Annotated in this window: 21 protein-coding genes and 4 pseudogenes; 18 read left to right on the top strand and 7 right to left on the bottom strand. The window is 65.0% G+C overall.

Annotated elements, in window-relative coordinates; translation table 11 throughout:
* Positions 1-170: 170 nt before the first annotated feature.
* Both C2R22_RS15275 and C2R22_RS15270 read left to right on the top strand, forming a co-directional pair.
* Positions 171-818, top strand: coding sequence for a helix-turn-helix domain-containing protein (locus C2R22_RS15275; protein ID WP_103426517.1), 648 nt, complete (start codon positions 171-173; stop codon positions 816-818).
* 304 nt (positions 819-1122) lie between these two features.
* Positions 1123-1455: a cupredoxin domain-containing protein gene (locus C2R22_RS15270; RefSeq protein WP_245902784.1), complete on the top strand. Its 333-nt coding sequence runs from the start codon at positions 1123-1125 to the stop codon at positions 1453-1455.
* 192 nt (positions 1456-1647) lie between these two features.
* Here C2R22_RS15270 and C2R22_RS15265 read toward each other — a convergent pair whose 3' ends face one another.
* Together C2R22_RS15265 and C2R22_RS15260 are read right to left on the bottom strand one after the other, a co-directional pair.
* On the bottom strand, positions 1648-2469 hold the full coding sequence (locus C2R22_RS15265; protein ID WP_103426515.1) for a ZIP family metal transporter: 822 nt from the start codon (positions 2467-2469) through the stop codon (positions 1648-1650).
* Positions 2470-2591: 122 nt separating this feature from the next.
* On the bottom strand, positions 2592-3272 hold the full coding sequence (locus C2R22_RS15260; protein WP_103426514.1) for an SDR family oxidoreductase: 681 nt from the start codon (positions 3270-3272) through the stop codon (positions 2592-2594).
* Between the two features lie 95 nt (positions 3273-3367).
* Between C2R22_RS15260 and C2R22_RS15255 the strand changes: the two genes are divergently transcribed.
* The 5 genes and pseudogenes from C2R22_RS15255 to C2R22_RS27005 all read left to right on the top strand — a co-directional run bounded on the left by C2R22_RS15255 (position 3368) and on the right by C2R22_RS27005 (position 8182).
* On the top strand, positions 3368-4870 hold the full coding sequence (locus C2R22_RS15255) for a phytoene desaturase family protein (RefSeq protein ID WP_103426513.1): 1503 nt from the start codon (positions 3368-3370) through the stop codon (positions 4868-4870).
* Positions 4871-4874: 4 nt separating this feature from the next.
* The gene (locus tag C2R22_RS15250; protein ID WP_103427700.1) at positions 4875-5789 is read left to right on the top strand and encodes a prenyltransferase; all 915 of its coding nucleotides are present in this window, start codon (positions 4875-4877) and stop codon (positions 5787-5789) included.
* Positions 5782-6621 carry a bisanhydrobacterioruberin hydratase gene (gene cruF, locus C2R22_RS15245; RefSeq protein WP_103426512.1) on the top strand — a complete coding sequence of 280 codons (840 nt, stop codon included), beginning with the start codon at positions 5782-5784 and terminating at the stop codon, positions 6619-6621. Before C2R22_RS15250 ends, cruF begins: the two co-directional genes overlap by 8 nt.
* Before the next feature lie 166 nt (positions 6622-6787).
* A pseudogene (locus C2R22_RS27010) lies at positions 6788-7030 on the top strand (PAS domain-containing protein); the annotation flags it as partial.
* Between the two features lie 12 nt (positions 7031-7042).
* Positions 7043-8182, top strand: a complete 1140-nt coding sequence (locus C2R22_RS27005) for a PAS domain-containing sensor histidine kinase (RefSeq protein WP_321169916.1) — start codon at positions 7043-7045, stop codon at positions 8180-8182.
* Positions 8183-8202: 20 nt separating this feature from the next.
* Here C2R22_RS27005 and C2R22_RS15235 read toward each other — a convergent pair whose 3' ends face one another.
* Together C2R22_RS15235 and C2R22_RS27000 are read right to left on the bottom strand one after the other, a co-directional pair.
* Positions 8203-9192 (bottom strand): phytoene/squalene synthase family protein, encoded by a 990-nt coding sequence (locus C2R22_RS15235; protein WP_103426510.1) that lies wholly within the window; start codon positions 9190-9192, stop codon positions 8203-8205.
* A 154-nt stretch (positions 9193-9346) separates the two neighbouring features.
* A complete protein-coding gene (locus C2R22_RS27000; protein WP_281259240.1) occupies positions 9347-9469 on the bottom strand; it encodes an HVO_2523 family zinc finger protein in 123 nt (40 codons plus the stop codon).
* 137 nt (positions 9470-9606) lie between these two features.
* On the opposite strand from C2R22_RS27000, the pseudogene C2R22_RS15230 reads away from it, so the two are divergent.
* From C2R22_RS15230 to C2R22_RS15210, 5 genes and pseudogenes are all read left to right on the top strand, one after another.
* Positions 9607-11177: pseudogene (locus C2R22_RS15230) on the top strand (molybdopterin-dependent oxidoreductase).
* A gap of 30 nt (positions 11178-11207) precedes the next feature.
* Positions 11208-11483, top strand: a complete 276-nt coding sequence (locus tag C2R22_RS15225; protein WP_103426509.1) for an ArsR/SmtB family transcription factor — start codon at positions 11208-11210, stop codon at positions 11481-11483.
* Between the two features lie 3 nt (positions 11484-11486).
* Positions 11487-11783, top strand: coding sequence for a hypothetical protein (locus C2R22_RS15220; RefSeq protein ID WP_103426508.1), 297 nt, complete (start codon positions 11487-11489; stop codon positions 11781-11783).
* 275 nt (positions 11784-12058) lie between these two features.
* On the top strand, positions 12059-12577 hold the full coding sequence (locus C2R22_RS15215) for a hypothetical protein (RefSeq protein WP_103426507.1): 519 nt from the start codon (positions 12059-12061) through the stop codon (positions 12575-12577).
* 69 nt (positions 12578-12646) lie between these two features.
* Positions 12647-12991 carry a hypothetical protein gene (locus tag C2R22_RS15210; protein ID WP_103426506.1) on the top strand — a complete coding sequence of 115 codons (345 nt, stop codon included), beginning with the start codon at positions 12647-12649 and terminating at the stop codon, positions 12989-12991.
* A gap of 104 nt (positions 12992-13095) precedes the next feature.
* Here C2R22_RS15210 and C2R22_RS25185 read toward each other — a convergent pair whose 3' ends face one another.
* Both C2R22_RS25185 and C2R22_RS15200 read right to left on the bottom strand, forming a co-directional pair.
* Entirely contained in the window at positions 13096-14088 is a 993-nt protein-coding gene (locus tag C2R22_RS25185; protein ID WP_162562310.1) for a coiled-coil domain-containing protein, read from the bottom strand.
* 49 nt (positions 14089-14137) lie between these two features.
* Positions 14138-14320, bottom strand: a pseudogene (locus C2R22_RS15200) (sensor histidine kinase); the annotation flags it as partial.
* Positions 14321-14493: 173 nt separating this feature from the next.
* Between C2R22_RS15200 and C2R22_RS15195 the strand changes: the two are divergent.
* On the top strand, positions 14494-15267 hold the full coding sequence (locus C2R22_RS15195; protein ID WP_103426504.1) for a spondin domain-containing protein: 774 nt from the start codon (positions 14494-14496) through the stop codon (positions 15265-15267).
* 74 nt (positions 15268-15341) lie between these two features.
* On the opposite strand, the gene C2R22_RS15190 is transcribed toward C2R22_RS15195, so the two are convergent.
* On the bottom strand, positions 15342-18494 hold the full coding sequence (locus C2R22_RS15190) for an adenosylcobalamin-dependent ribonucleoside-diphosphate reductase (protein ID WP_103426503.1): 3153 nt from the start codon (positions 18492-18494) through the stop codon (positions 15342-15344).
* A 494-nt stretch (positions 18495-18988) separates the two neighbouring features.
* Between C2R22_RS15190 and C2R22_RS15185 the strand changes: the two are divergent.
* From C2R22_RS15185 to C2R22_RS15165, 5 genes and pseudogenes are all read left to right on the top strand, one after another.
* A pseudogene (locus C2R22_RS15185) lies at positions 18989-19686 on the top strand (IS6 family transposase).
* Between the two features lie 880 nt (positions 19687-20566).
* Positions 20567-21349 (top strand): SDR family NAD(P)-dependent oxidoreductase, encoded by a 783-nt coding sequence (locus tag C2R22_RS15180; RefSeq protein WP_103426502.1) that lies wholly within the window; start codon positions 20567-20569, stop codon positions 21347-21349.
* 60 nt (positions 21350-21409) lie between these two features.
* Positions 21410-22249: a class I fructose-bisphosphate aldolase gene (locus C2R22_RS15175; RefSeq protein WP_103426501.1), complete on the top strand. Its 840-nt coding sequence runs from the start codon at positions 21410-21412 to the stop codon at positions 22247-22249.
* Between the two features lie 149 nt (positions 22250-22398).
* Positions 22399-23088, top strand: a complete 690-nt coding sequence (gene glpR, locus C2R22_RS15170; protein ID WP_245902781.1) for an HTH-type transcriptional regulator GlpR — start codon at positions 22399-22401, stop codon at positions 23086-23088.
* Positions 23089-23126: 38 nt separating this feature from the next.
* Positions 23127-23825, top strand: a complete 699-nt coding sequence (locus tag C2R22_RS15165; RefSeq protein WP_103426500.1) for a cyclase family protein — start codon at positions 23127-23129, stop codon at positions 23823-23825.
* Positions 23826-23884 lie beyond the last annotated feature (59 nt).

The raw sequence follows: 23884 nt of genomic DNA, 5'->3' as shown, positions 1-23884 counted from the left end.
GGCAGGCTTCGAGAGGCCGAGAGAACGCTTGATTGACGTGAGACGAGTCAGGCTGAGCGATTCTGCAAGCATCAGTATCCCCGTAGGATAGCCTCGGACCTCGACCGTTGTCCTAGCATGTTAACGAGTATATGTACTTGTGAAGCGAATCGTCGAACCGGATTGCTCCTATGGTCAACGCTCGATTAGAAATCACGCCACCGGAAACCGAATGGTACGTTCAACTGTCGACAGAGCTCCCGGATGACACGTTTACTCTGCTAACGATTTACGACGAAGGGTCGCATTTTTTCGGTATCTTCGAGGTGGAAACCGCCGATCTCTCTGCGCTCTTGACCACACTGAACGAGATCAAGGCCATCATAGAGTTCGAAGTCCTGCACACCGACGATGGATTCGCTGTGGTCGAATACAGAGTAACCGAATCGGTGGTCTATTCTACGACGGTTCGCTCGGGAACGCTCCCGCCTGCTTCGGTTACAGTCCAAAACGGAGTGATGCTCGTCGAAATCAAAATTCCACACGGCCGTCTCTCGGGAGTAATTGCGGCGATCAGAGCCATTGGCGGCTCGTGTGAACTACTGTCGCTTTCGCGAACGGGTAGGATTGAGGGCTTGCTGACTACCGCCCAACAGCGGTTCGTGACCACGGCACTGAGGCACGGCTACTACGATACGCCCCGACGATGCACGCTGACCGAGTTGGCTTCCGTACTCGAGGTGACCCCCGCGGCGGCGAGTACGATGGCTCACCGCACCGAAGAGCGGATCATCAAGGAGTTCGTACAAGGAACCGAGAGTATCCGTTTTAGGTCGTGAGTTCGACCGTTCAGTTATAAAGCTGCTAGCGTGTCAACGAGGTCAGCAACGGATCTGGTGCGCGTCCAGTGGGTGTATGGGCCGAAACACGACTCCCAGAAACGGAACGGGGAAACACCGCAGCGAATACGCCGCTCCTCAGGTTCGACGCTCGGATTCGCCAGAACCCCTGATGAAGCGTCGGTCAGTGCTTCAAGCAATCGGAGGCGGACACGGACTCATCGTTGCGGCCGGACTTGCAGGCTGTACCGGTCGCGTCGCTTCGACCGAGCAATCGACGAACACTACGGGAACGTCCATCGAGATGACAATCGATGACGTGTTCGAACCGGCGGCAGTGACGATATCCACTGGCGACCGAGTCGTTTGGCGAAACGTCGGCATTGCTGGCCAAGACGTACTGACGTCTACCCACACAGTGACGGCTGACGAAACCCGACTTCCGGAGGGGGCCACGTACTTCGCTAGCGGCGACTTCACGAGCGAACAGGCTGCTCGTGAGGGATATGTGGCCGAAGAACGAGGCGGTATAGAGGGCGGTCAAGAGTACTCACACACCTTCGACGTCCCCGGAAGATACGAATACTACTGTATTCCCCACGAATCGACGATGAGGGGGAGTATCACTGTGGAGTAGCGCTCCACTCTAAGAGAGTCGTCTGGTGGCTTCTCGCTGGCAGCCGACTCGAACTCATTTTTCCTCCTGCACCGAGTGAGTTGTTTCCATCACTGTGGGTGTTGAGACCGTGACCGACTCGCGCTCTGTATTCAGCACAACCGCGGCAACCTATCGTCGTCTGAGGATTCCAACAAGACCGAGCAACGTGACTTAGGCCAGCGCGACCCACGCGAGGAAGACGACGAGTCCGCCCAGCACCGTACTGGCGACAGCGTGGAGGCGAAGTCGGTCCAAGAGCGCGTGTGCGTCGCCGTCGACGGCGAGGGCGTCGTGAATCTCGCTGCCCAGTTCACAGCGCGGGAGGAAGTCCATGGCGACGTGGAGGAAGATGCCGGTGGCGAAGCCGAAGACGATGCCGCGCACGGCGGGCGCCGCCGGCAACTGGAGCGAGGCAGCCGTGATGGCCGTCAGCCCCACGCCGACGGCGGGGAGGAGGATACCGGTGGCGTCCTTCCCGTTCCGGACGAGTCGGGACGCCGCCGCGTACCCCGCGGGGCCCTTGTGCGAGACGATGGCCAGACCGAGCAGGAGGCCGAGGTCGGGCATGTTCCCGTAGACGACGCCGATGATGACGCCCGCCGCGAGGGCGTGTGCGGCCAGTTCCGCGACGGTGCGGTCGAGCGGCATGTCGAGGTGAGCGAGACGGTGGCCGATGGAGTGAGAAGCGAAGCCCACGAGCACGCCGAGCGCGACGCCGAACCCGCCGAACTGCGCGTGGTGGCCGATAGCGGTGGGGAGTAAGAACACCGCCGCGGAGGTGATCATCGCGCCCGAGGCGAGGCCGTATCCCCACACCAGCACGGTCGGGTTCTCGTCGTGAGTCCGCGCTCCCACGACGGCCGCGGTCCCCATCGCCGCGAACGCGACCCAGGAGATGCCGAGGAGCTTCCACAGCCCCGCGGAGACGGCGTACGCCGAGAGGGCGACGAAGAGCGCAACGGCACCGAGTTCGAGCCGCGAGACGTGCGGCACCAATATTAACCTCCCTCCCTCGGTTGTTAATTCCATAGTTAACAATCACATCCCCATCGTTAATAAGGACACTGGTCGGCGGCCGTTCGACTGGGCGTCTCGGCCCCTGAACCACGTCGAGCCTACCGCGTCGCCTTCTTCCACGCCCGCAGGTCGACGACCTGCCCGTCGAGGTCCTCGGTCGGGCAGTCGGTCGCCGCCCAGAGGAACATCGGCGCGACGTCCTCGGGGTCTCGACCCTGCCCGCCCGTCACCTCGGTCGCGACGAGACCGGGGTCGACGACGCCGACCGTCTGGTCGATGTCGGTCGCGAATCCTCGCACGAGCGCCTCCGTTCCCGCCTTGGAGATGGCGTACGCGCCCATTCCCGGCTTCGCCTCCCGGGCGATAGAGCCGGAGGGAACGAGGATCCGCGCCCCGTCCGAGAGGTGTGGGACGGCCTCCTTGACTGTCGTAAACACGCCGCGGACGTTCGTCCGGAGCGTGTCGTCGAACCGGGAGTACGGCTCCGCTGCGAGGTTCATCTCCCCCGGAGTGCCGTGGTTGACGCCCGCGTTGGCGACGACGATGTCGATTCCCTCGCCGAGTCGCGCCGCGGTTTCCATCAGTCGTTCGACGTCGTACTCGTCGCGGACGTCGGCCCGGACGGCTTCGACCGTCTCGAAGCGCGCCGCCATCGTCTCGATGGGGTCGACCTCGCGTGCGCATGCGACCACCGTCGCGCCTTCGCTGGCGAAGGCACGGACGCAGGCCGCGCCGATGCCCTGACTCCCGCCGGTAACGACGACTGTCGTCTCGTCCATGACGGGGCGTAGGACGGACGTGACTTGAGGGTTCCTCCTCCACCGATTCCGGTTTCGGTCAGTCGATTTATGCCCCCGACGCCCCTAGCCGGGGTATGCATTCGGTCCCGGACCTGTCGGTGCTCGACGGCGCCTCGGTGGTCGTCGTCGGGGGTGGCTTCGGCGGGCTCTCTACTGCCTGTTATCTCGCGGACGCCGGCGCCGAGGTGACGCTCCTCGAGAAGAACGAGCAACTCGGCGGCCGCGCCTCCCGACTGGAACGCGACGGGTTTCGGTTCGACATGGGCCCCTCCTGGTATCTCATGCCCGACGTGTTCGAGCGCTTTTTCTCTCACTTCGACCGGACGCCGAGCGACTACTACGGGCTCACCCGACTCGACCCCCACTACCGCATCTTCTTCAAAGACGGTGACCGCGTCGACATGGTTCCCGACATAGAGGAGAACAAGGAGACGTTCGAGGCGTACGAACCCGGCGCCGGCGAGAAGTTCGACGAGTACCTCCGCAAGTCGGAGCGCAACTACGAAATCGGGATGGAACACTTCGTCTACGAGGACCGCTCTCGTGTCAGAGACTTCCTCGACCTCGACGTGGCGAAGAACGCGTGGGGCCTTTCCCTGATAGGGTCGATGCAGGACCACGTCGAGCGGTACTTCTCGCACCCGAAGCTCCAGCAGATCATGCAGTACACGCTGGTGTTCCTGGGTGGCTCTCCGAAGAACACGCCGGCGCTGTACAACCTCATGAGCCACGTCGACTTCAACCTCGGCGTCTACTACCCCGACGGGGGGTTGGGAGGCGTCGTCGACGGCATCGTCGCGATGGCCGAGGAACTCGGCGTCGACTTCCACACCGGAACGCCGGTGGAGGAGATTCGCGGACGGACGGGGGCGTTCGTCGTTCGAACCCCAGACGAGGAGTTCCTCGCGGACTACGTCGTGAGCGACGCCGACTACGCCCACACCGAGCAGGAACTCCTCCCCTCCGAGAAGCGGCAGTACTCGGAGCGGTACTGGGAGTCTCGGACCTACGCCCCCTCCGCGTTCTTGCTCTACCTCGGCGTCGAGGGCGACGTCGACCCGCTCGCACACCACACGCTCGTCCTCCCGACCGACTGGGACCGCCACTTCGAACAGATATTCGACGACCCCGCGTGGCCCGACGACCCGGCGTACTACCTCTGTGTCCCCTCCGAGACCGACGACGCCGTCGCGCCCGAGGGCCACTCGAACCTCTTCGTGCTGGTCCCGGTCGCCGCCGGACTGGAGGACACTCCTAGCCTTAGACGGGCGTACCGCGACCTCGTCCTCGACGACATCGCCTCCCACACCGGGGTGGACCTCAGAGACAGAATCGTCGTCGAGGAGTCGTTCTGCGTGTCGGACTTCGCCGCCCGGTACAACGCGACGAAGGGGACCGCGCTCGGCCTCGCGCACACGCTCAGACAGACCGCCATCTTCCGTCCGCCGAACGCCTCACAGGCGATGGACGGCCTCTTCTTCACGGGGTCGTTCACCCAACCGGGCATCGGCGTCCCGATGTGCCTCATCAGCGGACAGTTGACGGCGGAACGAATGGCTAACACGGTCGGTGAGTGACGGGATGGACACGACCACCGAGGACGGCCGCGCGAACCACACGGTGAACGGGGGCGGCCACGAGAACGAACCCGGCGAGGTTCGGAGTGGACGCCTCCGGTACCTCCTGACGCTCTCGCGGCCGCGCTTCTGGCTCTACCTCGCGGGACCGGTCATCGTCGGCGTCGCCGCCGCCGCCCGCACCCCGGGAGAGTTATTCGACCCGCTCGCCGTCGCGTTCTTCGCGTACTTCCTCCTCCCGGCGAACCTCTTCCTCTACGGGGTCAACGACGTCTTCGACGCCGACGTCGACGCGGAGAACCCCAAGAAGGAGGGGAAGGAAGCGCGCTGGCAGGGGGGGAGCGTGGTCGTCTCCACCGTCCTCGTCTCGGGCCTTCTGGGACTGCTCCTCGCGGCGGCGACGCCCGCCGTCGCCTGGCCCTACCTCGCCGGCTTCTTCTTCCTCGCCGTCGAGTACAGCGCGCCGCCCCTGCGCTTCAAGACGACGCCGTTTCTCGACTCGCTGTCGAACGGGCTGTACATCCTCCCCGGCGCGGCCGCGTTCGCCGCGCTCACGGGGACGCATCCGCCGCTTGCGGCGCTCGTCGGCGCGTGGCTCTGGACCATGGGGATGCACACCTTCTCGGCTATCCCCGACATCAAACCCGACCGCGAGGCGGGCATCAGAACGACGGCGACCGTCCTCGGCGAGGAGCGGACCTACGCGTACTGCGGGGCGGCGTGGCTCGCCGCCGCCGTCACGTTCGCCCTCGTCGACACCCGCATCTCGCTCCTGCTCCTCGCGTATCCGGTCGTCGTCTTCGCGCTCTACTGGTCGGACGTGCCGACCGACCGCGCGTACTGGTGGTACCCCGCGCTGAACACGCTCGTCGGAATGGCCCTCACCCTCGGCCTGCTCTGGAGGCTCGTCTATGGATAGGCGCGCGGTCGAATCCCGGTTAGAACGGCTCGTCAGGGAGAACCGTTTCACCATCTCCGTGTTCTTCCCGCTCAACGGGGCGGTCCTCCTCGTCGCCAGCGCCGAGGGGCTCCTCCCCGCTTTCGTCTCTTTCAACCCGCTTCTCATCCTGCTCGGGACGCTCGTCATGCGGTCGCCGCTCGTCGTCGGCGTCCTCCCGCTCGTCGACCGGAAGGCGGCGCTCGCGCTGTCCGCGCTCGTCGCGTACTCCTACGGCATCGAGTTTCTCGGCGTCCACACGGGTGTTCCGTACGGCGAGTTCTACTACGGCGTCGACCTCGGTCCGACCGCGTTCGGCGTCCCGCTGGGCCTCCCCGTGTTCTTCATCCCGCTGGTGATGAACGCGTACCTCCTCGTCTCGCTCCTCCTGGGCGAGCGGGCGGCGTCCCGGCCGCTCCGACTCGGCAGCGTCGTCGCCGCCGTGCTGGCGATGGACCTCGTCCTCGACCCCGGCGCCGTGGCGCTCGGGTTCTGGGTCTATCCCGACGGCGGCGTCTACTACGGCGTCCCGCTGTCGAACTACGCGGGGTGGGTCCTCTCGGCAACCGTCGTGGTCGTCGCGCTCGACATCGCGTTCTCCCGGACGGCGCTCCTCGACCGCCTCACGAACACGGCGTTCATGCTCGACGATCTGGTGAGTTTCGTCCTCCTCTGGGGGGCCATCAACGCCTGGTTCGGCAACTGGGTCGCCGTCGTCGTCGCCGCCGCCTTCGGCGTCGGTCTCGTCAAAACCGATCGCTTCGACTCCCGACTCCTCCGGGTTCCCCGGCCGCGACTCGACCGGTTCTGGTGACGACCGTCGTTCGAGTCCGGTGAGAAGCGTTGTTTCGTCGAGAGCGCCACGTATTTGATGTGTCGAATAAAACGAACGGTTGAATGACTGACGGAGAGGGGGGCTAGAGTCATGTGCAGCGTATCGGTCGGTTCTCGACGCGGTTTCGGACCTCGTCGTTCTCGTCGACTCGTCCGGGGAGGTCACCTACGTCAACGCGGCCGCGGAACGGGTCCTCGGCGTCGACGCCGAGCGACTGCTCGGCGAGTCGCTCGCGGGTCGCGTTCACGACGCCGACGCCGACGCGGTCGAGTCGCTGTTGTCGACGGCGGAAGGGGACGACGACCGTCTCAGAACCGAGGCACGAGTCCGCACCGCCGACGGCGGGTGGCGCTGGCTGGAGTTCGCCCGCGCCGCTCGCCCGCCGGCGTCGCTCGACGGAGTGGTCGTCACCGCCCGGGACGTCACGGAACTCAAACGGGTGACCGAGCGGTTCAGACACCTCGTCGAGACGGCGTCGGACCTGCTCGTGGTGCTCGACGGGAACGGCGTCCTCCGGTACGCGACGCCTGCGGCGGGGCGCGTCCTCGGCTACGACCACGGCGAACTCGTCGATGAGAACGTCCTCGAGTACGTCCACCCGGACGACCACGAGACCGTCGTCGAGGAACTCCACCGCGGACTCGCCGAACCCGGCTACACCGCCACGGTCGAACACCGGTTTCGGTCGAAGTCGGGCGAGTGGCGGTGGCTGGAGTCACGCGGGCGAAGCCTGCCCGACGACCTCGCGCTGGAAGGTAACATCGTCGTCGTCACGCGCGACGTCACCGAGCGACGCCGGCGTGAGGGACAGATCGCCGCCCAGAACGAGCGGCTAGAGCGGTTCGCCGCGATGGTCTCACACGACATTCAGACCCCGCTCAGCGTCGCCAGCGGGAGCCTCGAACTCTACCGGCAGACGGGCGACGAGACGGCGCTAGAGCGCGTCGACCGGGCGCTCCTGCGGATGTCGGAGCTGACGTCTGATCTGCTCACGCTCGCCCGTGAGGGGGGACGCGTGGACGACCCGGTTCCCGTCGACCTGTTCGCGGTGGCCACCGCCGCACTGGAGACGAGCCCGTTTCCGGCCGACCGCGTCACCGTGGACCCGGACCTCCCGACGGTCCTCGGAAGCGAGGCCCGGGTCCGGTCGCTGTTCGAGAACCTCTTCCGCAACGTCGCCGACCACGCCGGTCCCGACGCACGGGTGTGGGTCGAACCGTTCTCCGACGACGGCGGCAGCGAGGACGACGGCGACGGTGAGGACGGGGGCGACGATGCGGGCGAGGGGTTCGTCGTCGAGGACAACGGTCCCGGTATCGCCACCGCGGACGCCGACTCCGTCTTCGAACTGGGAAACACGTCGGGTAGCGACGGGACGGGTATCGGACTCCACGTCGTCGACACCATCGCGTCGGCGCACGGCTGGGAGGTTTCGGTCACGGCTGGACGACACGGCGGTGCCCGATTCGAGTTCCGCGGTGTCGACGTCGTGCCTGGAGAGAACGGAGCGGAGGTGAGTGAGCGCGGGCGGCAGAGGTGACTCCGTGATGCGAGCCCCGCTCAGATGAGGTTTCGGACCCACGCCGCGAACCGGTGGCCGCGTCCGCTCCCGGGGCGTCTGTCCGGGTCGTGGGTGGCGTGAGCGCCCGGATAGGGGACGACGCTGACCCGACGGAACACCGTCTCGGGGTCGCGGCTCCGAGCCCACGCGAGGCGCGTCCGCGCGAGGAGCCAGAGCTTGCGCGGCGTCGACAGCGAGGGAGTCGCCGAGAGCACGTCGTAGTCCACCCGACGGATGGCGCGGTGGTGGTCCGCGTACAGCACCGCCGCCAGCAGCACGGCGAACTGGCAGTCCTCGGGGAGGTACTTGATGCCGGTGACGCCCTCCCGGTAGAGTTCCTCGGTCCGGGCGAGTTCGTCCTCCATGACGGCGCGGAACCGTTCGGAGAACTCGAAGTTCTTCACCTCTTCTTCCGAGACGCCGCGACGACGGAGCGTCTCCTGCGGGAGGTAGACCCGGTCGCGCTCGACGACGTCCTCGCGGACGTCGCGGAGGAAGTTCGACATCTGGAACGCCTCGCCGAGCGCCGTCGCGTGCGGGAGCGCGCGGTCACCTTCGGGCGCGTCCATGACGGCGGTCATCATCCGCCCGACGGCGGCGGCGGAGCCGTTCATGTACGCTTCGAGTTCCTCGTACGTCTCGTACCGGCTCTTGTCGATGTCCGCGAGCATCGCGTCGACGAACACCTCGACGTCCTCGTCGGCGATGCCGTTTCGCTCTCGAACCTCACAGAACGCGGCGAGCACTGGGTCGGTCGGCTCCCGTTCCCCGAGCGCCTCCGCTCGGAGTCGTTCGAGTTCCGCTCGTTGTTGGTCGGGTGGTGCGGGGTCGGCCGTGTCGACGACTTCGTCCGCGACGCGGAAGAACGCGTACAGCACGTAGGTGGGGTGTCTGACCCGTTCGGGGAGCAGTCGCGTCGCGAGGTGAAACGTCTTCCCTGTCCGCTGTTGGATTCGTTTGCTCTGTTCGACCTGTCGTGTGTTTACCATGGTGTGCGAGCAGACGGGGTAGTTAGTCGGTGACTCCGCGGGCGGCAGGGCATCGTAATACATCCCGCCTAGGGACTCTCCTAATATAACGCTTGAGGCCGTTCGCTCTCGGGAGTGTCACGCGATTTCGGCGCCGTTCGGGAGGTTCCGAGCCTCACCAGAAAGTGTCGCTGCAGTCGTAGACGACTCCGTGTTCGGGACAGACGTACTTGCAGTGGCGGTGGTCCATCGAGGCACCGCAGAGCGGACAGGGGCGGCCTCTGATCGGTGCGTCCATACGCGAAGAGGCGACCCCACCGCCCAAGACGCTTTCCCCTCTCCGCCGCTCGCGTCCCCCGAAGTTGGTACCGATTTGGAAGAGAGTGTGAGGTGAGTTCGGCCAACGAATATCCCCGTGTGCTCCCACCAACGGGTATGGAGATCAACTCGACGCCTTCGAAGCTCGGGAGTCGGGCGCTCGAAGCCGCCGTCGCGCTCGCGGTGGGGATCGGTGCCGTCGCCGGTTCGTACGCCTCGGTCGGGGCGCGCCCGTCGTTCCTCGCCGCGCCGGTCGCCGCGTGGGTGACGGCACTGACGCCCGACGCCGTCGTCACGTGGGCCATCCTGACGCTCGGGAGCCTCGGTCAGTCGCTCGGGTTCGTCCTCGCGCTCGCCCTCAGCGTCGTCGGCGTCGCCGCCGTCGCCGCCGGGAGTCGGGCGCTCGCCCGCTCGACCGGTGCCGACCCGCTGGTGACGCACGCGCTCGCCGCGCTGGCGGTGGGTGCGGTGACCCTCGCGCTCACCGGCGGCCCGCTCTCGGCGGTCGGCGCGGCGCTCGGTGCCGGCGTCGTCTCGCTGTCGACCCACCACGTCGGGACGGCCCCGGCCGACACGGCCCCCGACCGCCGCGGTTTCCTCCGGGCCGTCGCGGCGGCCGCCGCGGTCACGGGCGCCAGCGCTTTCCTCGGCACCCGGCCGTCGCTCGCCGACTCGTCGGGGGGGACCGCTGCCGGCGCGTCCGGCACCGACACGACCGGTGAGGGTGACGCGGGAGGGGCCGACGCCGTCGTCGACGGCCTCTTGGCGGCGGCGGCCGCCCGAACGCTGGACCTTCCTGACCTCGACCCGCTGGTCTCGCGGGACTTCTACCGGGTCGACATCAACAGCGTCGACCCCGACCTCTCGGCCGACGGGTGGTCGCTCCGTCTCACCGGCGCCGTCGACGAAGAACGGGAGTTCAGCTACGACCGGATCACGAGCCTCCCCGCCCAGCACCGCTTCGTCACGCTGCAGTGTGTCGGCGACGGACTCAACGGCAAGAAGATCGACACCGCGTTGTGGACGGGCGTGCCCATCGCCGAACTCCTCCCGGACCTGCCCGACGAGTGCTGCGTGATGCTCCGGGCCGCCGACGACTACTACGAGGAGTTCCCGATGTCGGCGCTGCGAAACGGCTTCATCGCCTACCGGATGAACGGTCAGCCGCTCCCGCGGGCGCACGGCCATCCGGTCCGGGCGCTCATCCCCGGGCACTGGGGGAGATCAACGTGAAGTGGCTCACCGAAATCGAGGTCTTAGAGGAAGAGATGGACGGCTACTGGGAGAAGCGCGGCTGGCACGGCACCGGTCCCGTCAACACCGTGGCGAAGCTCCACTCGGTGTCGCGAGACGGCGACCGCGTGCGGGTCGGCGGCCACGCCTACGCGGGAACCCGCGGCATCGAGCGCGTGGAGGTGTCGACCGACGGCGGCGACTCGTGGACCGAGGCGACCCTCTCGGAGCCGCTCCCGGGTGCGGTCGACGCACAGACCGGCGAGTCCCTCCGGGAGGAAGCCGAGGACGCCTGGCGCATGTGGGAGTACACCTACGACGCGACCGAACCGCACGAGGTTGTCGTCCTCGCCGTCGACGGGACCGGCACGCTTCAGGAGGAGACGGAGCAGCGGGCGTTCCCGCGCGGCCCGACGGGCTGGGTCTCCCAGCGGGTCGACCCTGGGAGATTATAAGTCGACTGTGAGAAAACCCACCAGCCTCAGATGGAGAAGGCGCTCTGGTATCTACTCACGGCGACGCGGGGCGGTGAGAACCGCGTCCGCCTCATCCGAGCGCTGTCGGAGCGCCCACGCAACGCGAACAAACTCGCGGAGGAGCTCGACGTGAGCTACAAGACCGTCCGCCACCACCTCGACATGCTCGAAGACCACGCAATCGTCGAGAGCGGCGGCAACGAGTACGGCAAGCTCTACTTCCTCACGGACCGGTTCGAACAGAACCGCGAGACGTTCGAGCGCATCACCGAACACATGGAGTAACTAATGGCGATGGAAACCACGATACAGGCGGCGAGCGTTCTCGCGGCAGTGAACATCATCTTCCTCACCGCCCTGTCGGTGGTGTGGCTCCGCAACTACCGGACGTTCCGGACGCCGCTCGTGCTCGGGCTGGTCGCGTTCAGCGGCGTGATGCTCGTCGAGAACGCCCTGGCGCTGTACTTCTTCTTCACGATGCAGAGCTTCTACTCGGGCGACCCCCACGTCCAGGAGGCCGTGCTGGTGCTCAGGGGCCTCCAACTGGTCGCGCTCGGCTTCCTGACGTACGTCACGATGCGGTGAACCGGGCGCTCTCGGAAGACGTTCTTTCCCCGCTTTTGGGCGGGCGCGGAGTACAGTGGATGTCCGTCTCGGCGGTCGACCGTGCGTCGGTCATCGTGTCGCGCGGTTATCGCGTTCGCAGACGCCTCGACGCAACCGGGTAACCCATCCACCGTACCCCGCACGCGGCTCCACTCACGTCTTTCGAGACTTCACCGAGACCACGACTCAGTAGTTCGAGAGGCATCCGAAACGACGGAGACACCCTCTTGTCCTTCCTCTCCCTCTCACCGACCGTGTTCCGTCGCCTCCGCAAGAACGGCTCCGTCTTCTTGGTCCCGCTCGCGTGGACGTTCGTCACCGCCGCCCACCTCGACCTCGTCGCGCGCGAGACGGTCCTCGTCGCCCACGTGGTGATGACGACGGTGTTCGTCCTCTTCACCGCCGCCTCGTGGTCGGAGATGCGCTCGGGCGTCCTCTACGCGTGGAAGCTCGTCCTCGTGACCGGCACCGGCTTCACGCTCGTCGGACTGGCCGCGCTCGTCGCCGCTCCGGCGTACACCGAACCCGTCGCCGCGATGCTGTCGGCGTGGATGCTCGTCCCCGCCGCGGCGTACGTCTACACCGCCCGGAACGTCGCCCCGGACGAGGGGCCTCCGGTGTACCGTCTGGCGGCCGCACTCAGCGTGCTCGGCTGGGTCGTCTACTTTCTGGGTCCGCTCCTGTCGGGCAGCGGACTCCCCTTCATCGCCGGCCTCACGCTCGTCAACGTCGGCCAGACGGTCGGCATCGCGTACGCCGGCTACCGGTACTAACGCCCCCGTGCCGCGTCACCACTCCTCAGTCTGGCTTTATTATCTGAACCGTCGACGTGACAGCTGACTATGCAGTTCGCCCTCCCTCCGCTGACCGACCTCGCCGCGTTCGGCTTCCTCACGCTCGTCGTCCTCGCCGTCACCGGCTTCGTCGGCGCACTCTTGTACCTCGACCACCGCCAGACGATGGCGCTCATCGCGTCCGGGCAGTACGCCGACGCGAAACGCGACGGCCGCGCCTGGGTGCTGGCCGCCGGACTCGTCCTCGTCGCCATCGGCGTCGGCCAGGCGGCGGAGTCGGTCGCCGCCGGCATGCCTCCCGAGGGTCTGACCCTCGCGCTCGTCGGAGTCGCCGCGCTCGTCTACTACGTGGTGCGACGCCGCGAGCGTCCCTCGGACGTCATCGACGCCTGAGGGTCGCGGATCGGCGGATCGACCCGACCGGTGTGTGTACGCGTGCGCCTCCCGACGCTTCGACCGGTCTCGTTCCTCGTTTTCTCGGTGTCCTCTCATCCTCCTCACTCGGTCGACGTGGTTTCCCCGGCAATCTCCTGTGCGTCCCGTGCTTTCGTCGCGGCCATCTCGGCGAGTTGTGTCGTGAGGGGCCGTAGAGAGGCCGCGTCGTCGCCGAATTCGTCGAGGAGGCTCCGGAGCGCCGTCTCGACGCTCTCGAGTTCGTCGGCGGCGTCGCTGGCCGTCTCCGCCGCGCTGTCGGAGTTGTTGGCCTCCTGTTGCCGCGCCGTCTGCAGGCGGTCGACGGCCCGACTCAGCGTCTCCGCTCGCGAGCGGATCCGTCCCATCACCGCGATTTCGGCGGCGAACTGCGCCACCTTCGCCTCGTAGGTCGCGGTGTCGATCCGGTCGATGACGCTGACGCTCGCCGCGTCGGTCTCGGTGCGCAGTCGCTCGAGAATCGGCACGGCGACAGCCCGCTCGTTCGCCATCCGCTGGAGGTTGTCACGGGCCGCACTCCCGTCCTCGCGGCTTAGCTCGGCCCGGGCACGGTCCAGCGCGAAGTACGCGTTGTTGAGCGCGATCTGGATCCGCGTCGCCAGGTCGAGGAAACGGATGGTGACGGCGAGCCGTTCGACGGTCCGCTCCTGTTCTCGGGTCACCGCCCGTTCGCGGGCGACCTCCAGTTCGCCCTCGGCCTCGTCGAGCGCGTCGTCGATCCGCCGGCTCGGAAAGTCCGTCGAGGACGCGTCCGCCCCCAGGAGACTGTCGCTGTCGGCCCCGCCGTACGTCGCGACGACGGCGTTGAGCGTCTTCTCCACCTCCGCAATCGCGGCGTTCCCCTCCCGCTCCGGCCCGCCCGGCGTCGCCGTCTCCGTCGCGGTCGGGGTTTCGGTCTCGGTCGGGGTCGACGTCTCCGTCGCGGTCGGAGTTTCGGTCCCGGTCGCGGTCGATGTCGCGGTTGCGGTCGGCGTCTCGGACCCATCGCCCGAACTACACCCGGCCACGAGGCCGGTGGCCGGCGCGGTCAGGAGAGCGAGGACCTGTCTTCGCTGCATACCATACGTTCATCGCCGGAGGAATATCAGTGTATCTGGCACTCGTCGGTCAGCGCTCGGTGAACTCGAACCGGACGCCGCCGTCCTCGCTGTCCGTCACCGTCAGCTCCCAGCCGTGAGCCTCGGAGATACTCGCGACGATCGGGAGTCCGAGACCGGTTCCGCCGGTGCTGGAGTACCCCCGCTCGAACACCGCCTCGTGGTCCGCTGCCGGGATACCGACGCCGTCGTCCTCGACGTAAAACCCCGTCGGGCTGTCGACGACGCCGACGGGTCAGGTGGCTGTTCCGCCCCGGCCGGACAGTCACGTCGGTGGGCTGAAATTTGGAAGAGAGTGGGGGTGAAGTCGACCCAAATCTTGAAAAATCGATATGTCTCTCTCCCGCTCCTCTCCGGTCGCACACCATGCCAACAGACTCTCGACTCCCGACGTCGCGCAGAGCGTTCCTCGCGGCCACCGGCGCCGCGGTCGGCGGCCTCGCCCTCGGCGGCACGGCGCTCGCACAGCAGCAGGAGGGCGGTCAGGCCCAGGGTAACCCGTGGCGCTACCGCGTCACCGTCGCCAACCTCACCCCGTACCAGCCCTTTACGCCGCCCGCCGTCGCGCTCCACCGCCCGACCGTCGAGGTGTTCTCCGTCGGTGATCCCGCGAACGTCGCGGTCCAGGAAATCGCCGAGAACGGCAACCTCGGGCCGCTCTCGGACCTCATCGCGTCGACCGACGACATCCGCGGCGCGGCCGTCGGCGACGCCCCGCTCGTCCCAGCGAGCGACCCCGGCGACACCGGCTTCTCACACTACGCCGAACTCCACCTCGAGGCGGACCCCAGCGCCCGGTACCTGTCGTTCATCTCGATGCTCGTCGCGACGAACGACGGGTTCGTCGGCCTCGACACCGTGCCGCTCCCCATTCAGCGGAACTCCTCGGTCACGTACTACCCGCAGGGGTACGACGCCGGCACGGAGATGAACACCGAGATGTTCGCCGACCTGGTCCCGCCCGCGCAGGCGCTCACCGGCGAGAACAGGGGCGTCGACGGCACCGGGATGAGCGACCCGGACCTCGCCGAAGACGGCGTCATCACGCCCCACCCCGGTATCTCCGGCGTCGGCGACGTTCCCGAGGCGTTCGACTGGCCCGAACCCGCCGCGTCGCTGGTGGTCGAACGGATCGCCTGACGTCGCGACGAACGCCATAAAAAACGCGAAACCGGACGCCAGACGCGCAACGCGCGTCCTCTTACCGGTTCAGTTCAGCACTCCGACCAGCCACAGGACTCACAGGTCTTGCAGCCCTCGGAGAAGTACAGCGTCATGTTGCCACACTCGGGACACTCGGGGCTCTCGCCCGCGTCGAGGAGGTCCTGGGTGGCGTCCTGCGTCGCATCGGCACCCGCTAGGTCCTCACCCGGCGGTGCGACCGCTGCACCCCCGTCCGTCTCGCCCGGGGTGGCGCGCGCGTTCGTGTCCTCACGCTCACCCTCGCCCTCGCGGGAGCGCGCCTCCGCTTCGAGTTCGGAGAGGTTCTTCTGCTGGGGATACTGCTTGTCGATCTCGCCGTCGAGGTAGCGGCGCATCGCGGTGCCGATGGCGTCCGGGATGGAGTTGATCTGCTCGCCCTTGTCCCAGGCCACCTTCGGCGACCGAATCCCCTGGAGTTCGCTCGCGATCTCCTCGGGATCGACGCCCGAGCGGAGCGCCGTGGAGATGGTCTTCGCGAGCGCCTCCGTGAACGAGGCGGTGAACCCGCCCGAGTTGCCGATGTTGGCGAACAGTTCGAAGGGGTTGCCGAGTTCGTCCTCGTTGATGTTGACGTAGAGCTTCCCGTAGCCGGTGTCGATGCGCTGGGTCACTCCGTACAAGACATCGGGGCGCGGCCGCTTCTTGCCGAGTTCCTGTTTGCCGCCGAGCAGCGACGCGACGTCGGCTTCGAGTTGAGCGCGGACCTCCTCGCTGTCGAGGAAGCCCTCGATGCCGCCGAAGACCTCCTCGATCTGACCGACGATGGCCTCCGCGGCCTCCTCGTCGTCGGCGAACTCGGCGTTTTTGGCCCTCGTGGTGAGGACCTGCTTCGAGCGCGTCCCGTCGCGGTAGACGGTGACGCCCTTCCCGCCGTTGTCGTAGATGTACCGGTACACCTCGTCCATGTCCTCTCTGGAGGCCGAGTTCGGGAAGTTGCAGGTCTTCGAGATGGCCGAGTCGACCCCTTCCTGGCAAGCGCACTGCACCGCGGCGTGTGCCTTCCCGCTCAGGTCGGCGGTGACGACGAACAGTTCGCCGATGGCGTCGGGCACCGTCGTGAGGCTCTCGACGCCGTCGAACGCGTTGTTCTGCATCTGATCGACGGCCTCGGACTTGACCGTCTCCACGTCGATGTCGTTCGCCTCTAAGACTCGAAGGAAGTAGTCGTCGAACTCGACGAGCATCTCGTCGCCCTGGACGTCGTCGGAGACGTTCTTGAAGTACGCGACGGAGAAGATGGGCTCACACCCGCCGGAGGTGTTGCCGATCATCGACGTCGTCCCCGTGGGCGCGATGGTCGTCGTGTTGTGGTTGCGGATGGGGAAGCCGTCGGCCCACTCCTCTGCGGAGAGACCGGTGTGGTGCTCGAACCACTCGCGGTACTCGGTCGGGGAAGCGTACTTCGAGTCGGCCCAGTCGTCGAAGCTCCCTCGACTCTCGGCGAGTTCGTGCGAGGCCCACTTCGACTCGTGGTTGATGTGGGTCATGAGTTGGCGGGCGACCTCGTTGCCCTCGTCGGAGCCGTACCGGACCCCGAGCTGGAGGTACAGCTGCGCCAGCCCCATCACGCCGAGACCGATCTTCCGCATCTCGCGGACCTTCTTCTCGATCTTGTCGACCGGGAAGTCCGACATCGTCACCACGTTCTCGAGGAAGCGCGTGCCGAGTTCGATGCGGTGGTCGAACTCCTCGGTGTCGATGGCCTCGTCGAGGAAGGCGTCGACGGCCTCCGAGAGCGAGTCGTACTCGTCGGCGTGCTCCTCGGACCAGACGCGCCAGTCGGGGGCGTCGAGGTCCGCGATGGTCGAGAGGTTGATGTGGCCGAGGTTGCAGGCCTCGTACTCTTCGAGCGGCTGCTCGCCGCAGGGGTTCGTCGCGAGGATGCGGTGGTCGGGGTGTTTCTCGACGTCGAACGAGTGCTCTTTGTTCACCCGTTCGAGGTAGATGACGCCCGGTTCGCCGTTCTCGTACGCGCCGTCGACGATGTGGTCCCAGAGCTTCGCGGCCGGAATCGAGAGCACCTCGCCGACCTCGACGTGCTCGCCGAGGTCGAACATGTCGTACAGCTCTTTGGTCTGCGGCGTGGCGACGTGCGGTTCCTCCGTGCGGGGGTTGGTGAAGACGAACTCCTCGTCGTTGTACAGCGCCTCCATGAAGTCGTCGGTCACCCCCACCGAAATGTTGAAGTTCGAGAGGTGACCCTCGACCGCATTACGAAGGTGTTTGGGGACGCGCCCCTCCTCGTCGATGAGTTCGCGCGCCTCCTCCAGGGCGTCGGCGAAGGAGTTGTGAGTGAAGTCGTCGGGGTCGTTCAGTCGCAGAGAGTGAGCCAGCGAAACGTCCTTGTTCTTCGCGTGGATGAACTGGATGACGTCGGGGTGTGAGACGCGCATGACGCCCATCTGTGCACCGCGGCGGGCGCCGCCCTGCGCGATGGTCTCGCACATCTGGTCGTACGTCCGCATGAACGTGATCGGACCGGACGCGATTCCGCCGGTGGAACCGACCGCGTCCCCGTAGGGGCGGAGTCGCCAGAAGGCGTAGCCCATGCCGCCGCCGGACTGGAACACTTCTGCGGCCTCCTTCGCGGTCTGGTGGATGTCGGTGATGTCGTCGTCGGGCGAGTCGACGAAACACGCCGAGAGCTGCTGCAGTTCGTCGCCGGCGTTCATCAGCGTCGGCGAGTTCGGCATGAACGACAGCGACTCCATCAGCTCCTGGAACTCCTCGCGGTAGCCCACGACCGCCTCTCTGATCTCGTCGGGGAGTTCGGGCACGATGGTGTCGTACGCGAACTTGTTGACGTTGTACACCGAGAGCGTCGTGGTGACGTCGTCGTCTGCGGTGACACCCGTTCCGAAGACCTCCGCGGCGAGTTCGTCCCGGCGCGGGTGTCCGGGCTTCAACTGGGCGGGGGTGACTTCGATGGTCTCGCCGCGCTCCTCGGACTCGTAGACGGCCTCGGCGAGCGCGATGTTCTTCGCGACGCGCGCGAACAGTTCCTCTTGACTCTCCTTTACCTTCCCGTCGGCGTCCTTGCGGAGATAGCGCGCGGGGAGGATGTTGTTGTACGCGTTCGCCGTCAGGCGCTCTTCGAGCGTGTCGCCGTCGGTCCGCTTGATGGGTCGGACGAGGTCGTCCGCCGCGATGTCTGCGTTGCTCATCTCACTGTGCCTCCTGCCCGAGTACCCCGTCTCGGGCCGTTCCGTGTAGCTCTGATCCGCTCATTCGTGACGATGTTCTTGTGGGTGACTGCGTATGTTAACTCTTGGGACTCCGGCCTGTGAGTCCCAATATATCGATTCGATTATGGTTCTGCCGCGGCCGAATCACGCACGGACAGTCGCAACCACTTGCTAGAAGGGAACGCGAGTGTCTTAACGGATACTAATCCGGAGTGAAAGTGAAACTTTGACGGCGAGAATCGAGAGATAGAGCGGTGATGTCCAGTAGAACGAAAGGGGGGTTCAGTCGCCACCGTTGCGCGGAGTTTCGGGGCCGATTCGTCGTCGGTTTTCGGCGCGCGCGCACAGCCGACCACCGCATCCGAACGGGAACACTCCGGAATCAAACATATTTCTTGCAAGGGCACGGTCCAGTTAGGCCAGTTCGAGGAACGAGCAGGTCTTAGAGTTTCTGTGGAACAACGCTCACAGACCTGCTCAGCGAGTGTCTCGCGGCGGATTTCAAAGAGTCTCGGGAGCGTGAGCGGACGGCGACACCCGTCAGGACGTTCGCTGTCCGTCTCCACGCGATGGTTGTTCAATCAGAGGTACAGGAGTGATACGTAGACGTGTTGGCGCTGAACGGTCTCATTAGGCGATCTAGACGTAAATACATAGAAATACTATCATTATTCCAGATCCTCCGTCGGCGTCGCCGACGCGGGTCGCGGTCGACGAGACCGCTGTCCGAATCAACGGCGAGGAATCTTGATTATATAATACAAAATATCGGTTCAAAGTTACTGCCTAGTATCGGCCCTCTCCGAACGGCGAGGCACCGATCCAGCAACTGAATCTCTCCGGCAGTCTCCGAGAAACATGACCTCTCAGACACCGAGTTTCATGTCGATAGCTACGGCTATACCTGACTGCAGTCTTTCGATTAGACTTGAGCGACCATCCGGACTACGTCGGCCAAGCCTCATCGACAAGTGACTTCACACGCTCAAAATGAGAGTGGACCGCTTCCATCACTCCTGGATCAGTAGTCGGGCTCCCCGTCGCTCAGTTTATTGCACAATTTGTGTACTACTATGACTTCCAACGACCGCATCAAGCGCTAGATAATCGAACACCAGTTGAGATTGCTAAATTGGTAGTAACATCTAACATATATAAATATAGAATGTAAGAAGATAGATTGATATTTTGACGTCGAGCAGAATCGCACAGCGATTCACGATTGGATACGAGAGGCCGATTTACAGCCCAACAGTGACGGTGATCCGAATCGGACCGCGGTTGACGAAGCGGTGATTCGCGTCGATGGTCGGCGTCATTGGCTGTGCGCTGCGGTCGATCCTGAGACGAATCTCGGTCACGTTCGGCTGTTTCAGACACGTACGACGCAATTAGCCGTGCTGTTTTTCGCGAACTCCGCGATACACAACGAATGCCGAACCTGAAGTCTATCACAGGTACTGCTCACCATCTCACAAACGTGCTTGACGAATTCTGCCTCCGATTTCGAGTGTGCTGCCACGGAAATCGGAGACGTCATCAAATATATTCGATCTGGTAATAATGCAAAAATAGTTTTTATCGAACATATTTTCAACGCGACAGTGCTGACTATCAATTCATCACTGAAAGGCTTCGCAATCCGGTGGGACGGATGAGGACCCGGTGAAGTCGACGAGGTCAGACCGAGCTGGTCCTTACACTTGTATTGATGTAATATACGGGGCGCCGAAGTGATTACAATAGTAACGATGTAATTGACTCCGAGTGTCTCTTATTACTTCTCAGTTTCTATTAATTTATTTGAATGGCACGCAAAAGATTCTATTCTGGTTGATTGTTCATGTTGTTTTGAATCAGGTGGTACGGTGTCTCACGGCCGAGTCACTTGTTCGGATACTTCTTATCCGGTGTTAATTTTAGCGTATTGAATTATAAATTTACCTCATTTGGGAAATAATAACCACTCTCGGTGCGGAGAGGCGGTAACACGTCGCGTGCGGGTCCGTTCCCCCAAATCTTTATTCCACGCCCCGCTCGAACTTGTGGCGATGCCTGACTACAGCGACGACTTCGACGGAGACACCGTCGTAGTCACAGGTGCCAGCTCTGGAATCGGGCGAGAAATCGCACTCCGGTTCGGCGAGGCGGGGGCGACCGTCCTGAACGCGGACATCGAGTCCCAGCCCAAAGTCGGAGACACGCCGACACACGAGGCCATCCAGGACCAGGGCGGGACGGCTGAATTCGTGCAGACGGACGTCTCGAACGCCGACGAGATTCGTGCGGCGGTCGAACGCGCGCGAGAGTACGGCGGCGTCGACGTGATGGTGAACAACGCCGGGTTGTTCATCGGTGGAAGCCTCCTCGAAGTCAGCGAGGACGAGTTCGAGAGGATCCACGAGGTCAACGCGAAGGGCGTGTTCTTCGGCTGCCAAGCAGCGGCGGAAGACATGATCGACCGAGGGGTCGAGGGAGCGATCGTCAACACGGCTTCGATCAGTTCGTTCGTCGCCCAGCGTGACCAGATCCAGTACGACTCCACGAAAGCCGCCGTCAAGATGATCACGCGGGGTGCAGCGCTCGAACTGGCCGACCACGACATCAGAGTGAACGCAGTCGGACCCGGTCAGATCGCCACGGAGTTCATCGACGGGTGGTCGGAGGAGGCGCCGGAAGCAGCCGCGAAGGACGAACTCATCAAACCGGTCCCCGCGGGGCGCGCGGGCACGCCGGAGGACGTTGCGGGTGCGGCCCTCTACCTCGCCAGCGACGATGCCGACTACGTGACCGGCGAGATACTGATGGTCGACGGCGGCTGGCGGGTGATCTGAGCCGCACGACCGCGAGGAGAATAATTAAATAGGTGGCTCCGTTCAGCACAATCGAAGTCGATGACAGAACCTCAGCTCCTAGATACCCCATCGGGGAACGCAGTCGTTGTAGCGCTCGATCACGGCCTCAGCCTCGGGTCTCCCGAGGGATTCGAGACTCCTGAGGACACGCTCGACGAGGTACTGCGCGGCGAGCCCGACGCGGTACTCGTCGGCCCGCATTTCGCTCGCCACTACCAAGAACGGCTTTCGGAGGCCGACGTCGACGTCGTCCTCACCGCGGACGTCGTGACGTGGTCGACCAGTCCCGGCCGGGACCACGGCCAGGACCTCTGGACGCCGGCGTTCGACGCCGAATTCCTCCAGGAACTCGACCCCGTCGGCGTCAAGACGGTCTTGGTGTTCGGCCGTGACAACAACGAAACCTTCCGTCGCAACGTCGAGTACATCGGGGAACTCGCCGAGGACCTGCGCGACACCGGAATCCCACTGGTGGTCGAGCCCGTCATGTGGGGCGAGCGCATTCCGGACCAGTTGGAGACGGACCCCGACTTCGTGGCCGATGCGATGCGCATGGGATGGGAGTTCGGGGCGGACATCCTCAAGGCACCGTACACCGGCAGCGTCGAGTCGTTCGAGCCACTCGTCGAGAACGCGCCGGTTCCGGTGATGATTCTCGGGGGGCCCGCGACGGGCACCACGCGCGGGATGCTCGAATCCGTCGAGGGGGCGATGGACTCCGGCGCCCGCGGGCTGATGATCGGTCGAACCATCTGGAAGTCCGAGGACCCGTCCCGGACGGTCGAAGCGCTCATGAAAATCGTCCACGAGGGCGCCTCCGTCGAAGAGGTGTGGGACGAACCGGAGCAGGCGGCTATCGTCGACGGGCAGGAAAGCTAAATACCGGTCGGAGCAACATCCATCCATGCCAATCGCATGGATTCGGCGAACGGACGGGCCCGGGGGTGTGGTCCCGTGAGCACCCCCGAACAGCGGCGTCGGTCCATCACGGAGTTGGTCACGAAGCAGGGGGCCTCTCGGTCGAGGAGTTGGCCACCCGCCTCGAAGTCTCGCCGTCGACAATCAGACGCGACCTCAGCGACCTCGCCGACCGGAACCTCATCGAGCGGACCCACGGCGGTGCCGCCCCCGTGACGAACGTCGGGGTCGAACGGGCGTTCGACCGACGCCTCGTCCAGAACCTGGACCGGAAACAGGCCATCGCCGAGCGAGCCGTCCAGGAGATTCACGAGGGGCAGGTCGTCTACTTCGACGCCGGCACGACCACGATGCAGGTCGCAAAGGAGGTCCCGGACGACAGCTCGACCATCATCGTCACGAACGCCCCCCTCTTACTGCCGGAGCTCTCGAAGGCGGACGGCACGGTCAAACTGACGGGTGGGGAGTACCGAAACGAGACCAAAGCACTGGTCGGTCCGACGACCGAAGACTACATCCGAAACTCGTCGTTCGACCTCGCGTTCATCGGTGTGAACGGTATCGAGCCCGACGGCGCGTTGTCCGCACCCAACGAGTCCGAGGCGAAGATCAAACAGCTCGCCGTCGAACACGCGACGCGAACCATCGTCGTCACCATCACCGAGAAGTTCGGCGAACAGAGCTTCCGTCGGTTCGGAACGGTCGACGACATCGACCTCCTCATCACCGACGGCCGCGTGCCCGACGACTACCGTGACCTGTTCGAGGAGACGGAGCTCGTCGAAAACGTGTTCCGGTGAGCGCAATACTTATTTTTCCGTGGCCTGTCGGACCTGACATGCTCGATTCGAAGGAGGTCATAGAGCTGTCCAACCCGATCGACGACGACATCCCCGTGTGGCCGAGTTTCCCACCGGTCGACGTCGAACGGACGTCGCTGGCCGCACGTGACGGCTTCACGATGGAACGCCTGGAGATGCGGAGTCACACGGCGACTCACATCGACGCCCCGGCGCACTTCATCCCCGAGGGAAAAACGCTGGACGACTTCTCCATCGGGGCGTTCATGGGCGAGGGTGTCGTCATCGACCTGACGCCGAAAGAGCCCGAGGAGCCGATCACCCGGGCCGACATCGAGGCGTACGAGTCGGAGATCCAGCCCGGTGACGTCGTCATGCTCCACACCGGCTGGGACGAGTACTACGGTCAGACACCGGAGTACCTCTTCGAGTTCCCCTATCTGACCGGCGAAGCCGCGGAGTACGTCGTCTCGCTCGACCCGAAGGCGGTGGGGACGGAGGGAGCGAGCGTCGGCGGCTGGTACGACGAGGTGCCAGCGCACGGCCCGTCGACCGACGTCCATCCGGCCGACTCGCATCTCCCACTGCTGGAGAACGACGTGATTCCCATCGAGGAGTTGCGGAACCTCGATCAGGTGCTCGACGGGGCGGACAGTCGGCGCGCGGACTTCTTCTTCCCACCACTCAACGTCCAGGGGACGGGCGGGTGTTCGGTTCGCGCCTTCGCGCTGGTGTAGTCTCGGCCTCTCGGTTACGAGGCTGTGTGTGACTGAGACGAGGGGACTGAACCGAGGGG

This window comes from Salinigranum rubrum, from assembly GCF_002906575.1.
GTDB lineage: Archaea > Halobacteriota > Halobacteria > Halobacteriales > Haloferacaceae > Salinigranum > Salinigranum rubrum.
The sequence above is the reverse complement of the archived record's forward strand: the minus strand, read 5'-3'. Positions and strand labels throughout refer to the sequence as shown.